The organism is Hydrogenophaga sp. (genome assembly GCF_028698005.1).
Classification (GTDB): Bacteria; Pseudomonadota; Gammaproteobacteria; order Burkholderiales; family Burkholderiaceae_C; genus Hydrogenophaga.
Map to the genome: position 1 here is coordinate 1 of NZ_JAQVEJ010000071.1, position 14,141 is coordinate 14,141.

Sequence of the window (14,141 nt, forward strand, 5' to 3'; positions counted from 1 at the left end):
ACGAGGCGCTGGCCATCGGCATCATAGAGGCCGTGGTCGCCGCCTGCGCGCCGCATGGCGTGCCCGTCACCCTCAAGATGCGCACCGGCTGGAGCGCCGACGGCCGCAACGCGCCCACCATCGCCCGGGCTGCCGAGGCGGCCGGCGTGCAGATGCTCACTGTCCATGGACGCACGCGCGAACAGGGCTACCGCGGCGCTGCCGAGCACGACACCGTGGCCCACATCAAGCAGCAGGTGCGCATTCCTGTGGTGGCCAACGGCGACATCGATTCACCGCGCAAGGCCGCCGAGGTCCTGCGCCAGACCGGCGCCGATGCCCTCATGATCGGTCGCGCGGCCCAGGGCCGACCCTGGATCTTCCGCGAGATCGCGCACGTCCTGGCCACCGGCCAGGAGGCGCCACCACCCGAGCTGGGCGAGGTCAAGTCCTGGCTGCTCGACCACCTGCAAGACCATTACCAGCTTTACGGCGAATACACCGGCGTGCGCAGCGCGCGCAAGCACCTGGGCTGGTACGCGCAGGCCCTGCCGGTGCCGGCCACCGAAGCCGCGGCGTTCCGCCAGCGCATCAACGCCCTGACGAGCTGCGAGGCACAACTGGCGTGCGTGCATGACACGCTCGACGCCTGGGCGGCCGGCCAATCGCTGGCATCCCCGATCCCCCTGTCCCAGCCCCTTCCCTGGAAACTTGCCGCATGAGCCAGAACTACAACCTGCACGAGTGTGTGCGCGCCAGCCTGCAAGCCTATTTTCGAGACCTCGACGGCACCGATCCGGCCGACCTGTACGACATGCTGGTCAAGGCGGTCGAAAGGCCGCTGCTGGAAGTCGTCATGGAGCAGGCCGGCCGCAACCAGTCGCGCGCCGCGCAATGGCTGGGCCTGAACCGCAACACCTTGCGCAAGAAGCTGCTCGAACACAAGCTTGCCGACTAGGGCCTGTGAACAGGCACCATCCCCTTTTTCCATCTCCAACGCTGAACCTCTTATGCGCGCACTGATTTCCGTCTCCGACAAGGCCGGCATCGTCGAGCTCGCCCAGGCCCTGCACGGCCTGGGTGTCTCGCTCATTTCCACCGGCGGCACCGCCAGGCTGCTGGCCGACCAGGGCCTGCCGGTCACCGAGGTGGCCGAGGTCACCGCCTTCCCCGAAATGCTCGACGGCCGCGTCAAGACCCTGCATCCCAAGGTGCACGGCGGCCTGCTGGCGCGCCGCGACCTGCCCGAGCACATGGCCGCGCTGCAACAGCACGGCATCGAGACCATCGACATCCTGGTGGTCAACCTCTACCCGTTCGAGGCCACCGTGGCCCAGCCCGGCTGCACGCTGGAGGACGCGATCGAGAACATCGACATCGGCGGCCCGGCCATGGTGCGCAGCGCGGCCAAGAACTGGAAGGACGTGGCGGTGCTCACCGACGCGGCCCAGTACGCCGGCGTGATCGAGGAGCTCAAGGCCCACGGCAAGCTCTCCGACAAAACCCGTTTTGCCCTGTCGGTGGCCGCGTTCAACCGCATCAGCAACTACGACGGCGCCATCAGCGACTACCTCTCGTCGATCGACATCGACGCCGAGGGTGCCGCGCTGACCGGCACGCCCAGGCGCAAGGAATACCCCGACCAGGTCAACAGCCGCTTCGTCAAGCTGCAGGACCTGCGCTACGGCGAGAACCCGCACCAGAGCGCCGCCTTCTACCGCGACCTGTACCCGGCACCGGGCTCGCTCGTCACGGCCAAGCAGCTCCAGGGCAAGGAGCTGAGCTACAACAACATCGCCGATGCCGACGCCGCCTGGGAGTGCGTCAAGAGCTTCGACGCGCCCGCCTGTGTCATCGTGAAGCACGCCAACCCCTGCGGCGTGGCGGTGGGCAAGGACGCCCACGAGGCCTACAGCAAGGCCTTCCAGACCGACCCCACCAGCGCCTTCGGCGGCATCATCGCCTTCAACCGCCCGGTGGACAAGGCGGCGGCCGAGGCCGTGAGCAAGCAATTCGTCGAGGTGCTGATGGCGCCCGGCTACAGCGACGAGGCGCTGGCCATCTTCAAGGCCAAGGCCAACGTGCGCGTGCTGCACATCGACCTGCCTCCCGGGGGCGCCAGTGCCTGGGCGCAGGGCCTGAATCTGTCCGACACCAAGCGCGTGGGCTCGGGCCTGCTGATCCAGAGTGCCGACAACCACGTGCTGCAGCGCGCCGACCTCAAGGTGGTCACGAAGTTGCAACCCACCGAACAGCAGCTCGACGACCTGATGTTCGCCTGGAAGGTGGCCAAGTTCGTCAAGAGCAATGCCATCGTGTTCTGCAAGGACGGCATGACCATGGGCGTGGGCGCCGGCCAGATGAGCCGTCTGGATTCGGCCCGCATCGCCAGCATCAAGGCCGAGCACGCCAAGCTCAGCCTGCAGGGCACGGCCGTGGCCAGCGACGCCTTCTTCCCGTTCCGCGACGGCCTGGACGTGGTCATCGACCATGGCGCCACCTGCGTGATCCAGCCCGGTGGCTCGGTGCGCGATCAGGAGGTGATCGATGCTGCCGACGAGCGCGGCGTGGTCATGGTCTTCTCCGGCGTGCGCCACTTCCGCCATTGATGGCCGCGCGGTGAGCTTCGACACCCTCGGCCTGGGCCCGGCGCTGCGGCGCGCGGTGGCCGACATGGGCCTGGCCGAGCCCACGCCGATCCAGGCCCGGGTGATGGCGCCCGTGCTGCAGGGGCGCGACGTCTGGGCAGCGGCGCCCACCGGTTCGGGCAAGACGCTGGCGTTTGCCCTGCCCATCGTGCAGGGCCACGAGCGTGCCGCCCGCCGCGACGGCTACCGCCGCCCCGTGCGCACGCTGGTGCTGCTGCCCACGCGCGAGCTCGCGCTGCAGGTGGGCGAGGTGCTCACGCACCTGGCCTGGCCGCTGTTCCTGCGGGTGGGCGTGGTCCATGGCGGCGTGTCCATCAACCCGCAGATGATGGCGCTGCGCGGTGGTGCGGACATTCTGGTGGCCACCCCCGGCCGCCTGCTCGATCTGGTGGCGCACCAGGCGGTGCGCCTGGGCGACGTGCAGCAACTGGTGCTGGACGAGGCCGACCGCCTGCTCGATGCCGGCTTTGCCGATGAACTGCAGCGCGTGCTCGCGCTGCTGCCGGCGCAGCGGCAGACGCTGCTGTTCTCGGCCACCTTCGCGCCCGAGGTGCAGGCCCTGGCCGAGGCCGTGCTGCACGATCCGCTGCGGCTGGGCGTGCAGGCCCCCGACGCCGCGCCCGCGGGGGGTGAGGGCACGCCACACCCCGACATCCGGCAGCACGTCGTGGCCGTCGATGCGCCCCGGCGCACGGCCTTGCTGTGCCACCTGCTGGCCACGCAGGGCTGGCCGCGCGCGCTGGTGTTCGTGGCCACCCGGTACGCCTGCGAGCACGTGGCCGCCAAACTGGCGCGCGCCGGCATCGCGGCCGCACCCCTGCACGGCGAGCTGGCCCAGGGGGCGCGCCAGCGGGTGCTGGCCGACTTCAAGGCCGGGCGTCTGCGCGTGCTGGTGACCACCGATCTGGCCGCGCGCGGCATCGACATCGCGCACCTGCCGGTGGTGGTGAACTACGACCTGCCGCGCTCGGCCACCGACCACACCCACCGCATCGGGCGCACCGGTCGTGCCGGTGCCCAGGGCGAGGCCTGGAGCTTCGTGACCGCCCAGACCAATGCCCACTGGGGCGTGATCCGCCAGCGCACGGGCATCGATCGGGTGCCGGAGCCGGTGCCCGGCTTCGAGCCGACGCAGGCACCCGTGCCTGTCGTGGCCCGGGTGGCTCCCGACGGTGGCGGCATCAAGGGACGCCGGCCCAGCAAGAAGGACAAGCTGCGCGCCGCACAGGCCGCGGCCGCTGCCGCCGGCAAGGAGCCCCCGCGGGGCTGATCAGGAGGCGGCCGACGGGTCTGCCGCCGGCGCCTCGTCTTGCGGGGGCCGGGGTGCGCGCACCCCGTGCTTGCCGAGGATCTCCACGTACACGGCTTCCGCGCCCGAGCGCGCCAGCGCATCCACGGCAGCGATGACCTCGCTCACGCGCACGGTCTCGGCGCTGTCGGCGCTGGCACCGACCCGGCAGTCGAAATCCCAGAAATCCGCCCCGGCCGGCAGCGGGCGTTCGCGTTCGCGCCGGAAATAGCGGCGGATGTCGTGCTTGACGGCATCCAGCACCCGGTCCGGGTGCTTCTTGCCTTGGGCTTGCAGGGGATAGGTCTTGCGCATGGGGATCGTCCTTCTCGGGTGGCCACGGCCCGGGATGGACGTGATGCAGTCACGGCATTATCGCCGCCGGGGCGCGGGCCTGCCGGTGTCCGGGCATGGCCTCAGGCGCCCAGGCGCGCGAACACCTCGCGCGCCGCCGCCACCGTCGCCGCAATGTCCTCGTCGGTGTGTGCCGCGCTCACGAAGCCGGCCTCGTACAGCGCCGGTGCAATGTACACACCGCGCTCCAGCAGGCCGTGGAACAGCACGTTGAAGCGGGCGCCGTCGCTTTGCATCACGGCAGCGTAGTTCTGCGGCAGCTCGGGCAGCAGGAAGAAACCGAACATGCCGCCCTGGCAATCGGCGCTGAAGGGCACGCCCTCGGCGGCCGCGGCGGCCTTCAGGCCATCGACCAGCGTCTGCGTCCGGGCCGACAGGGCCTCGAAGAAGCCGGGCTTCTGGATCTCGCGCAGCGTGGCCAGGCCGCAGGCCGTGGCCACCGGGTTGCCGCTGAGCGTGCCGGCCTGGTACACCGGGCCCAGCGGGGCGAGCTGCTCCATCACGGCGCGCTTGCCGCCGAAGGCCGCCAGCGGCATGCCGCCACCGATCACCTTGCCCATCACCGTCATGTCGGGCTCGAAGCCGGGGATCAGGCGGGCGTAATGGCCCTGGGCGCTGCCCAGCCCGACGCGGAAGCCCGTCATCACCTCGTCGAAGACGAACAGCGCGCCGTGCTGCGTGCACAGCTCGCGGATGCGCGTCACGAAGGGCACGCTGGCGCGCACGAAGTTCATGTTGCCGGCGATCGGCTCGATGATCACGCAGGCGATGTCGGCGCCGTGCTGCGCGAATGCCGCCTCGATCTGCTCGACGTTGTTGTACTCGAGCACCAGCGTGTGCTGCACCACCTCGGGCGGCACGCCGGCACTGGTCGGGTTGCCGAAGGTCGCCAGGCCCGAACCCGCCTTGACCAGCAGGGCGTCGGCGTGGCCGTGGTAGCAGCCCTCGAACTTGATGATGGTCTTGCGGCCGGTGGCGCCGCGTGCCAGCCGGATCGCGCTCATGCCGGCCTCGGTGCCCGAGCTGACCAGCCGCACCATCTCCAGGCTGGGCACCAGTTTGACGATCTCCTCGGCCAGTTCCACCTCGCGCTCGGTCGGTGCACCGAAGGAGAAACCGTCGAGCGCGGCCTTCTGCACCGCTTCCAGCACGGCCGGGTGACCGTGGCCGAGGATCATCGGGCCCCAGGAGCCGATGTAGTCGATGTAGCGCTGTCCGTTGGCGTCCCAGAAGCAGGCGCCCTGGGCGCGTTGCACGAAGCGCGGCGTGCCACCGACGGCGCGGAAGGCGCGCACGGGCGAGTTCACGCCACCGGGGATGAGGGTCTTGGCACGTTCGAACAGGTCGAGATTGCGGTCGGTCATGGGTCGTTGGGGGCAGGTTGCATCCGCTCAGTGGCGGGTGGTGTCAAGAGGAAAGTCGTCGTCGTCCAGGCGCGTGTCGGTGCTTTCGGCCGCCGGCGCGGCCGCACCGGCCTCATCGTCCGCCTCGACCTCTTCGCCGTCGTGGGCCCAGAACAGGCGGTCGGGCACCGCGTGGCCCATGCCCGGCTGGAAGCCGGCATTGAGGCATTGATCGAGGTAGTTCAGGGCCTCGGCGCAGGCCGACTGCAGGTCGTTGCCGCTGGCGATCAGGGCACACAGCGCGGCTGACAGCGTGTCGCCGGCACCGCTGAAGGTGGCCTCGAAGCGCTCGTAGCGCGCCGAGGCCAGCACCTCCTCCGGGCTGGCCAGGTGGCTTTCGAGGAACTGGTCGGCGGTGTTGATGCCGGTCACCAGCGTGAAGGCCACACCGTGCACGGCCGCGGCACGGGCCACCTCGCGCGCGTTCGGTGCGCGCTCGCCCTCCCACTCGGGCATCAGCCAGCGGCACAGCGTGCTGTGGTTGCCCACCAGCACGGTGGTCTGCGGCAGCAGCAGCTCGGTCAGCGCGTCCTGGTAGGTCTCGATGTCCAGGTCGTCCCACCACGACAGGTCGGGCATGTAGGTGACCAGCGGCAGCTCGTGGTAGTCGCTGGCGATGCCGGCGATGGTGCTCAGGTTCTCGGGCGAGCCGACGAAGCCGACCTTGATGGCGCGCACCGGCACGTCCTCCAGGGCGCAGCGGGCCTGGTCGGCCACCACCTCCTCGTCGAACGCGATGTGGTCGTGCACCTCCGAGGTGTCCCGCACGTAGGTGCCGGTGACCACGGCCAGCACGTGCACCGACGCGCTGGACATGGCCGTCAGGTCGGCGCTCAGCCCGCCGGCCCCGCTGGGGTCGTTGGCATTGAACGCCATGACGCAGGGCAGGCCGGTGTCGGCAGCGTCGAAGGGAGGGGGGGAGTCGGACATGACAGGCACACCTTCAGGCCCTGGCGGGCTTGACCCGGCAGACGGTGGAATGCACTGGATCACCGGCGCCGTGCCGGCGGTTTCCCCGTCAGTGGGTCGATACAATGAATCCATTCTATCTGCCAGAGACCCTGACGACGATGAGCGAAAGCAAGACTTGGATGTGCCTGATTTGCGGCTGGATCTACGACGAGGCCGCCGGCGATCCCGAGCACGGCATCGCTGCCGGCACCCCCTGGTCACAGGTGCCCATGAACTGGACCTGTCCCGAATGCGGGGCACGCAAGGAAGACTTCGAAATGGTGCAGATCTGAACCCCGGATCGGCAACGGTCCCTGTCCAGTGCCATGGTATCGGGCCGGACTGAAACAATGGGTCGAGCATGCCGCCGGTGTCGGCGGTCAGCGTGGAGGACACATCGGTGAACACGACAACGCCCCTCAAGGTGCTGGTGGTGGACGACAGCAACACCATCCGGCGCAGTGCGGAAATCTTTCTCAAGCAGGGTGGCCACGAGGTGCTGCTGGCCGATGACGGTTTCGATGCCCTGGCCAAGATCAACGACTACCAGCCCGACCTGGTGTTCTGCGACATCCTGATGCCCCGCCTGGACGGCTACCAGACCTGCGCCATCATCAAGCGCAATGCCCGCTTCGCCGACATCCCCGTCGTCATGCTCTCGTCCAAGGACGGCGTGTTCGACAAGGCACGGGGCCGCATGGTGGGGTCGCAGGACTACCTGACCAAACCTTTTACCAAGGACCAGCTGCTGCAAGCGGTGCAGCAGTTCGGTGTTCACCACCCCAACGGAGCCCAGTGATGCCTATCCGAAAAGTGCTCGTCGTCGACGATTCCAAGACCGAACTGATGGTCCTGTCGGACCTGCTGGGAAAAAATGGCTACACCGTGCGCACCGCCGAGAACGCCGAAGAGGCCTTTCGTCGGCTCGGCGAGGAAAAGCCCGACCTGATCCTGATGGACGTTGTCATGCCCGGTCAGAATGGCTTTCAGTTGACCCGGGCCATTGCCCGTGACCCCCAGTACTCCAGCATCCCGATCGTCATGTGCACCAGCAAGAACCAGGAAACCGACCGCGTCTGGGGGATGCGTCAGGGGGCCCGTGACTACGTCACGAAACCGGTCGATGCCGACGAGCTGCTGTCCAAGATCAGGGCGCTGGGTTGAGCCCTGCTCGCCCAGGTGATCGCACTCATTCAGCATGGCCAACCGACAGTCACTCAAGGAACTCCAGGAACGCCTTGCACAGCGCCTGACCGCTGCCCGGATCGAGGCGTCGACAGCCGCGTGGCTGGCCGTTGAAACGGGCGCGCAGCGCTACCTGCTGCCGCTGGTGCAGTCGGGTGAAATTTTTCCCTGGTCGCCGATCCAGCCCGTGCCCTACACCAAGCCCTGGTACCTGGGCGTGGCCAACCTGCGCGGCGGCCTCCATGGGGTGATCGATCTGGCCCGTCTGACGGGCAGCGAGTTGCGGCCGTCCGCCGAGCGCATCACCTCCGAATCGCGGCTGGTCAGTCTGCATGCGGCGCTGGGCGTCAACGCCGTGCTCTGGATCGACCGCCTGCTCGGTTTGCGAAACACCACCATGTTCAAGGCCGTCGGCGAGCGCCCGGTCGATGCGCCTGCCTATGTCACACGGGTCCTGCTCGACGAGCAGGGGCAGGCCTGGCAGGAGCTTGACCTGCAGCGCCTGGTGGGCGAGCCCGAATTCCTGGCCATTGCGGCCTGAGGCGTGAACCGCGGATGCGGCTAAGCGGTGGGCGCGTCCGGGCGAGTGGCCCGGTGGTCCGCGCGGATTGCTTTGGTTTTTCAGTTGGAAGGTTTTTTCATGGCCATCTTCGATACGCTGTTCAAAAAGAAGGGTTCCGGGGCAGAGGAACTGGATGCGTCCGTCACGTCGGAACAGGACATCGCCCGGTTGGCCGCACAAGGCCTGGCCACCCGCAGCGCCGATGAAGACGGCAACACCGACAGCCAGATGGCCACCCCCGAAGAGGTGCGCCTGGCCCAGGAGGGTCTGGTGGATGTGCCTCTGCTGGGCCGCCGCCCCGCGGCGCGTCACCAGCGCACCCTGACGATCATGCTGGGCGCTGGCCTGCTGGTGCTCGGTGGCGTGACGCTGTACGTGCTCAGCCAGACCGAGAAGGTCGGCCAGCAGGTGGCCGCCAGCGGTCAGGCGCTGATGCAGTCGCAGCGGCTGGCCAAGAGCGTGTCGCAGGCCCTGGTGGGCAACCCCAGCGCCTTCCCCGAGGTGCGCGAGGCCTCCACTGTGCTGGCCGGCACGGTGCGCGCGCTCAAGAACGGCTCGACCGAGCTGGGCGTCGATGCGCTGGGCGTCGGTTACGGCCCGCAGCTCGATGCGCTGCTGCCCAAGATCGACCAGGCCGAGCGCAACGCCCAGGCGGTGCTGGCGCAGACCCAGATCCTGACGCAGGTGGGGGATGCCCTGCGCACCATCAACCGGCAGTCGTCCGATCTGCTGGAAGTCGCCGAGACGGTGTCTTCGCTGAAGCTGCAGCAGAACGCGCCGGCGGCCGAGATCTCCGCCGCCGGTCAGCTCGTGATGCTGACCCAGCGGATCGGTAAATCGGCCAACGAATTCCTGACCATGGAAGGGGTGAGCCCCGAGGCCGTGTTCCTGCTTGGCAAGGACTTGAACACCTTCAAGGAAGTGACCGAGGGCCTGCTCAACGGCAGCGAAGAGCTGCGGCTGACGCCGGCGCGCGACGCCCAGGTGCGCGAGCGCCTGCAGGCGCTGATGGCGCTGTACGAGCAGACCCGCACCGAGGCCGGCGCCATTCTGGGCAACCTGCAGGGCCTGGTGTCCGCGCGTGAAGCACAGTCCGCCATCGTGGCCGACAGCGAGCCGCTGCGTCTGGAACTGCAGTCCCTGCAGGACAAACTCTCCGGCGGCTCCGGCCTGGGCGGGGGCGAACTGGTGGCACTGGTGCTCTCGGCCCTGTTCGCGCTGGCTTGCGGCGGTGGCCTGGCCTACGTGCAACTGCAGGACAGCCGCCAGCGCCAGCGCGTGGCCGAATCGCAGCGGATGGAGGCCGAGCAGCAGCAGCTCGAAGCCAAGCGCATCAACGACGCCAACCAGGCCGCCATCTTGCGCCTGATGAACGAACTGCAGCAGGTGGCCGAAGGTGACCTGACCCAGGAAGCCACCGTGACCGAGGACATCACCGGCGCCATCGCCGACTCGGTGAACTACACGGTGGAAGAGCTGCGTTCGCTGGTGGGCAACGTGCAGGTCACGGCCACCCGCGTGGCGCAGACGACCTCGGCGGTGGAGAGCACCTCGACCGAGCTGCTGGCCACCTCCAACGAACAACTGCGGGAAATTCGCGAAACCGGCCAGTCGGTGGTGGACATGGCCGGGCGCATCAACGAGGTGTCCGCGCAAGCCCAGGAGTCGGCCCAGGTGGCCCGCGCCTCGCTGCAGGCCGCCGAATCCGGTCTGCAGGCCGTGCAGGACGCCATCGGCGGTATGAACGCCATCCGTGACCAGATCCAGGAAACCTCCAAGCGGATCAAGCGCCTGGGCGAATCCTCGCAGGAGATCGGTGAAATCACGGAGCTGATTTCGGACATTACCGAACAGACCAACGTGCTGGCCCTGAACGCCGCCATCCAGGCCGCATCGGCCGGTGAAGCGGGCCGGGGCTTCTCGGTGGTGGCGGAAGAAGTGCAGCGGCTGGCCGAACGCTCGGCCGACGCCACGCGCCAGATTGCGGCACTGGTGAAGGCGATTCAGACCGACACCCAGGATGCGGTGGCCGCCATGGAGCGCTCCACGCAGGGTGTGGTCGAGGGGGCCAAGCTCTCCGACAACGCCGGTACCGCGCTGTCCGAGATCGACCGCGTGTCGCGCCGGCTGGCCGAGCTGATCGAGCAGATCTCGGACGCCGCCCTGCGCGAAGCCGAATCCGCCAACGAAGTGGCCGGCAACATCCAGCACATCTTTGCGGTGACCGAGCAAACCGGTGAAGGCACCCGCTCGACGGCCGAGCAGGTGCGTGAGCTGTCTGCGATGGCCGAGGAGCTGCGCCAGTCGGTGGCCCGGTTCAAGATCGCCTGACGACAGGCCCAGCGTTCGCCCCCCGTGGCCCACCAGCGTTTCAACATGCTCGATACCACTGCAGGCAATCCGCAGCCGGACACCCCGATGGCCGATCTCGGCCCCCTGGCTTGGGTGTTCGAGGAACTGCGCAAATCGCTCGACGGCGCCAACAAGTCGATCCGCCGCTTTGTCCGGGAGTCCGAGCAATCGCGCCGCGATGACCTCGATGCCCTGGATCCGGCGCCGCTGCGCCTGGCGCGCCAGCAACTGCACCAGGCGGTCGGTGCGCTGGAGATGGTCGGCATGACCGCGCCGGCGCAGGTGTTGCGCGCAATGGAGGCGGCCGTCAACCGCTTCGCTCTCAAGCCGCTGACCTGCACGGAAGACACCGCCACCACGGTCGAGAAGGCCGGCTTCGCCCTCATCGAATACCTCGAGGGTGTGCTCGGTGGCAAGCCCATCCAGCCGGTGGCGCTGTTCGCGCAGTACCGCGACGTGCAGCAGATCGCGGGTGCCGAGCGGGTCCATCCGGCCGATCTCTGGCCCTTTGAAAGCCGCGAGCGCGAGGTGCCGCCACCCGAGGGTGGCCCGTCCCTGCAGGTGGACGTCCAACTGCGCTCGCTGATGGACCGGCTGGTGCTGCTGGTGGTCAAGTCGCGCAGTCCGGCGGCGGCGCAGCAACTGGCACGCATCTGCGGCAATCTGTCGAGCCAGGCCGGGGTGTCGCGCGCCGGCACCTTCTGGCGCGTGGCGGCGGCCTATTTCGAGGCCATGGCGCTGGACCTGCTGGCCGACGATGTCTATGTCAAGCGGGCCGCCTCGCGTGTGCTGCTGCAATACGCGGCCTTCTCGAAGGGCCAGGAACAGGTCTCCGAGACCCTGCTGCACGACCTGCTGTTCTTCTGTGCGCAGGCGCACCCGGGCGAGCGCGACACGCAGCACCTGCGCGCCGTGCGCGATGCCTTCGGGCTGTCGGATGCCGGACCGGTGGACTACGAACGGGCCTTGCTGGGTCGCTACGACCCTGCCCTGTTGCAGCAGGCCCGCAAGCGCATCAACGCGGCCAAGGAATCGTGGTCGCTGTTTGCCGGCGGCGACGTCAGCCGCTCCCGCCAGGTGGTGGACCAGTTCGGCCTGATCGCCGACTCGCTGATCAAGCTGCTGCCGGGCAGCAACCCGCTGGCGCAGGCCCTGGTCAGGGCCGTCGAACACGGCGTGCGCAACCCGCACGGTGTGCCGCCCGAGCTGGCCATGGAAGTGGCCACGACGACGCTGTACCTGGAGGCCGCGTTCGAGGAATTCGATCCCTCGGCCCCGGAACTGGCCGAACGCATCCGGGCGCTGACCTCGCGCATCGACGGTCTGCTGGCGGGCGGCAACGCCCAGCCGCTGGACCCCTGGATGGAGCAGTTGTACCGCCGCGTCAGCGATCGTCAGACGCTGGGCAGCGTGGTGGGCGAGCTCAAGGTGTCGCTCGCCGAGGCCGAGAAATCCCTCGACCAGTTCTTCCGCAACCCGGTCGAAAAGGCGGGTCTGCACGTGGCGCTGACCCAGTTGTCGCAGATGCGCGGCGTGCTCTCGGTCCTGGGTCTGGACCAGGCGGTGCAGACCGTGCAGGCCATGCGCCAGACCATCGACCAGATCCTCGATACCGAGGTGGACGAGGCCATGGCCCGCGAGGCCGGCACGTTCCGCCAGCTCGGCGACAACCTGAGCGCGCTGAGCTTCCTGGTGGACATGCTGAGCTACCAGCCGGCACTGGCCAAGAAGGTGTTCGTTTACGACGAGATCAAGGGCGAGCTGATCCCGCTCATGGGCCGCACGCCGTCGGCGCCGACGGTGCGCGAACCGGTCCAGCGGGATGCCCGGGTCATCAGCGAAGGCGTGCAGCAGGTCGTCAGCGAGGCCCAGCAGGGCGTCGATCTCGCGCGCCTGAGTGAAACGCTGGGGGAGCTGGCCGATCAGGCCGGACTGGCCGAGCAGCCCGAAGTGGCCAAGGTCGCGCGCGAGGCGGCGCAGGCCATCGTGGCACCCGATCCCCGGGCCGGCGCCCAGGCGCTGGTCGAACTGAGCCAGGTGGTGTCCGCACCGCCGCCGCCACCGGCACCTGCCGTGCCGGCCGCTGTCACCAGCGACGAGGACGACGACGACCTGCTGGACGTTTTCCTGGAGGAGGCCGCCGAGGTGGTCGCACAGGGCAGGGCCGCGATCGAGGCCTTGCGCGATGCGCCCGGCGAGCTGGAACACCAGACCACCCTGCGGCGCACGTTCCATACCCTCAAGGGCAGTTCGCGCATGGTCGGGCTGGCCGAATTCGGCGAGGCCGCCTGGGCGATGGAGCAGGTGCTCAACGCCCTGCTGGCCGAACAGCGCCCGGTCGCCCCCGAACTGCTGAGCCTGTCGGCCGATGCCCTGGGCGCGTTCGCCGCCTGGCGCGACGACATCGCCGCCGGCAAGGCGCCGGCCTGGCGTGCGCAGGCCTTCCGTGCCAGTGCCGAAGCCTGGCACAACCAGGGCGAGCTGCGGCCGATCGCACGGCCGGACGGTGCCGACGCGGCCGCCGGTGACGACGTGGCCGAGGTGGCCGAGCTGCCGGCCACCCCCGCGATCGACGCAAGTCCGGTGCCGGACGTGGTGCCCGCCGTGGCGGCGCAGGAGGCGCTGCCGGCCGATTTCACGGATACCGTCCCGCCGCACAACGGGGCCTGGGCCCTGGACGACGAGGCGCCCGCGCTGCCGGCAGTCGCCGCCGATGCCGGCGCGCCCCTGGACGACATCGATTTTTCCAGCCTGGCCGACGTGTCCGGGCGTGCACAGGCGCCGTCGGAGGCCGGGGCGCTGACCGGGTCGGCACCGGCGGACGAGCCGCTGCCCGAAACCCAGGCACCCGCCACGGTCGATGCCGGATGGCCGTTTGCCCCCGGCGACGATCTGTCCGAGCTGGAGATCGTCGAGGCGGCGCTGCCGGTGCCGGACGTCGAGGAACTGCCCGCGGCCGAGCCCGTGTTCCTGGCCCCCGATGCGGCGGTGCTGCCGGTGCCGGACGTCGAGGAGCTGCCCGCGGCCGGACCCGCGCCGGAGGCTCCCGCCGTGGCGGCCGAGCCCGAGCCCGAGCCCGAGGTGCCGGCCGACGATGAAACCAAGGTCGTCGGGCCGCTGCGCATGGGCATACGGCTGTACAACGTCTATCTCAACGAGGCCGACGAGTGGTCACGACGCCTGTGCAACGGCCTGAGCGAATGGGCGCTCGAACGCCACCGGCCGCTCTGGGACCAGGCCGAAGCGCTGGCGCATTCGCTGGCGGGCAGCTCGGCCACGGTCGGTTTCCAGCCGCTGTCCGGCATCGCGCGGGCGCTCGAGCATGCCCTGGCCGCCGTCGCCCTGCACCAGAAGGCCGGCTACCCGGCCAACGAAGCGCAGGCCCGGCTGTTCGTGGATGCCGCCGAAGACATCCGGCG

Annotated in this window: 13 protein-coding genes; 10 read left to right on the forward strand and 3 right to left on the reverse strand. The window is 69.2% G+C overall.

What is annotated here, in order from left to right; all coding sequences use genetic code 11:
• From PHQ87_RS08840 to PHQ87_RS08855, 4 genes are all read left to right on the forward strand, one after another.
• A partial coding sequence (locus tag PHQ87_RS08840) for a tRNA-dihydrouridine synthase (protein ID WP_300233127.1) occupies positions 1-701 on the forward strand: 701 nt, incomplete at its 5' end.
• A complete protein-coding gene (locus PHQ87_RS08845; protein WP_300233129.1) occupies positions 698-937 on the forward strand; it encodes a Fis family transcriptional regulator in 240 nt (79 codons plus the stop codon). The genes PHQ87_RS08840 and PHQ87_RS08845, both read left to right, overlap by 4 nt.
• Positions 938-989: 52 nt before the next feature.
• Positions 990-2,588 (forward strand): bifunctional phosphoribosylaminoimidazolecarboxamide formyltransferase/IMP cyclohydrolase, encoded by a 1,599-nt coding sequence (gene purH, locus PHQ87_RS08850; RefSeq protein WP_300233131.1) that lies wholly within the window; start codon positions 990-992, stop codon positions 2,586-2,588.
• Positions 2,589-2,598: 10 nt separating this feature from the next.
• A complete protein-coding gene (locus tag PHQ87_RS08855; protein ID WP_300233133.1) occupies positions 2,599-3,897 on the forward strand; it encodes a DEAD/DEAH box helicase in 1,299 nt (432 codons plus the stop codon).
• Here PHQ87_RS08855 and PHQ87_RS08860 read toward each other — a convergent pair whose 3' ends face one another.
• The 3 genes from PHQ87_RS08860 to PHQ87_RS08870 all read right to left on the reverse strand — a co-directional run bounded on the left by PHQ87_RS08860 (position 3,898) and on the right by PHQ87_RS08870 (position 6,602).
• On the reverse strand, positions 3,898-4,230 hold the full coding sequence (locus PHQ87_RS08860) for a DUF6172 family protein (RefSeq protein ID WP_300233135.1): 333 nt from the start codon (positions 4,228-4,230) through the stop codon (positions 3,898-3,900).
• Between the two features lie 101 nt (positions 4,231-4,331).
• Entirely contained in the window at positions 4,332-5,633 is a 1,302-nt protein-coding gene (gene hemL, locus PHQ87_RS08865) for a glutamate-1-semialdehyde 2,1-aminomutase (protein WP_300233137.1), read from the reverse strand.
• A gap of 27 nt (positions 5,634-5,660) precedes the next feature.
• Positions 5,661-6,602: a bifunctional hydroxymethylpyrimidine kinase/phosphomethylpyrimidine kinase gene (locus PHQ87_RS08870; RefSeq protein WP_300233139.1), complete on the reverse strand. Its 942-nt coding sequence runs from the start codon at positions 6,600-6,602 to the stop codon at positions 5,661-5,663.
• 140 nt (positions 6,603-6,742) lie between these two features.
• On the opposite strand from PHQ87_RS08870, the gene PHQ87_RS08875 reads away from it, so the two are divergent.
• From PHQ87_RS08875 to PHQ87_RS08900, 6 genes are all read left to right on the forward strand, one after another.
• Positions 6,743-6,916, forward strand: coding sequence for a rubredoxin (locus PHQ87_RS08875; protein ID WP_300233141.1), 174 nt, complete (start codon positions 6,743-6,745; stop codon positions 6,914-6,916).
• Positions 6,917-7,023: 107 nt separating this feature from the next.
• A complete protein-coding gene (locus PHQ87_RS08880; protein WP_300233143.1) occupies positions 7,024-7,422 on the forward strand; it encodes a response regulator in 399 nt (132 codons plus the stop codon).
• Positions 7,422-7,787, forward strand: a complete 366-nt coding sequence (locus PHQ87_RS08885; RefSeq protein ID WP_300233145.1) for a response regulator — start codon at positions 7,422-7,424, stop codon at positions 7,785-7,787. Before PHQ87_RS08880 ends, PHQ87_RS08885 begins: the two co-directional genes overlap by 1 nt.
• A 34-nt stretch (positions 7,788-7,821) precedes the next feature.
• Positions 7,822-8,349, forward strand: a complete 528-nt coding sequence (locus tag PHQ87_RS08890; protein ID WP_300233146.1) for a chemotaxis protein CheW — start codon at positions 7,822-7,824, stop codon at positions 8,347-8,349.
• A gap of 99 nt (positions 8,350-8,448) precedes the next feature.
• A complete protein-coding gene (locus tag PHQ87_RS08895) occupies positions 8,449-10,701 on the forward strand; it encodes a methyl-accepting chemotaxis protein (protein ID WP_300233148.1) in 2,253 nt (750 codons plus the stop codon).
• 45 nt (positions 10,702-10,746) lie between these two features.
• On the forward strand, positions 10,747-14,141 hold a 3,395-nt coding region (locus PHQ87_RS08900), incomplete at its 3' end, for an Hpt domain-containing protein (protein WP_300233150.1).

Coding starts and splice junctions, on each gene's coding strand:
- PHQ87_RS08885 (WP_300233145.1), top strand. CDS start 7,422: ATGCCTATCCGAAAAGTGCTCGTCGTCGACGATTCCAAGACCGAACTG.
- PHQ87_RS08890 (WP_300233146.1), top strand. CDS start 7,822: ATGGCCAACCGACAGTCACTCAAGGAACTCCAGGAACGCCTTGCACAG.
- hemL (WP_300233137.1), bottom strand. CDS start 5,633: ATGACCGACCGCAATCTCGACCTGTTCGAACGTGCCAAGACCCTCATC.
- PHQ87_RS08860 (WP_300233135.1), bottom strand. CDS start 4,230: ATGCGCAAGACCTATCCCCTGCAAGCCCAAGGCAAGAAGCACCCGGAC.
- PHQ87_RS08875 (WP_300233141.1), top strand. CDS start 6,743: ATGAGCGAAAGCAAGACTTGGATGTGCCTGATTTGCGGCTGGATCTAC.
- PHQ87_RS08895 (WP_300233148.1), top strand. CDS start 8,449: ATGGCCATCTTCGATACGCTGTTCAAAAAGAAGGGTTCCGGGGCAGAG.
- purH (WP_300233131.1), top strand. CDS start 990: ATGCGCGCACTGATTTCCGTCTCCGACAAGGCCGGCATCGTCGAGCTC.
- PHQ87_RS08845 (WP_300233129.1), top strand. CDS start 698: ATGAGCCAGAACTACAACCTGCACGAGTGTGTGCGCGCCAGCCTGCAA.
- PHQ87_RS08870 (WP_300233139.1), bottom strand. CDS start 6,602: ATGTCCGACTCCCCCCCTCCCTTCGACGCTGCCGACACCGGCCTGCCC.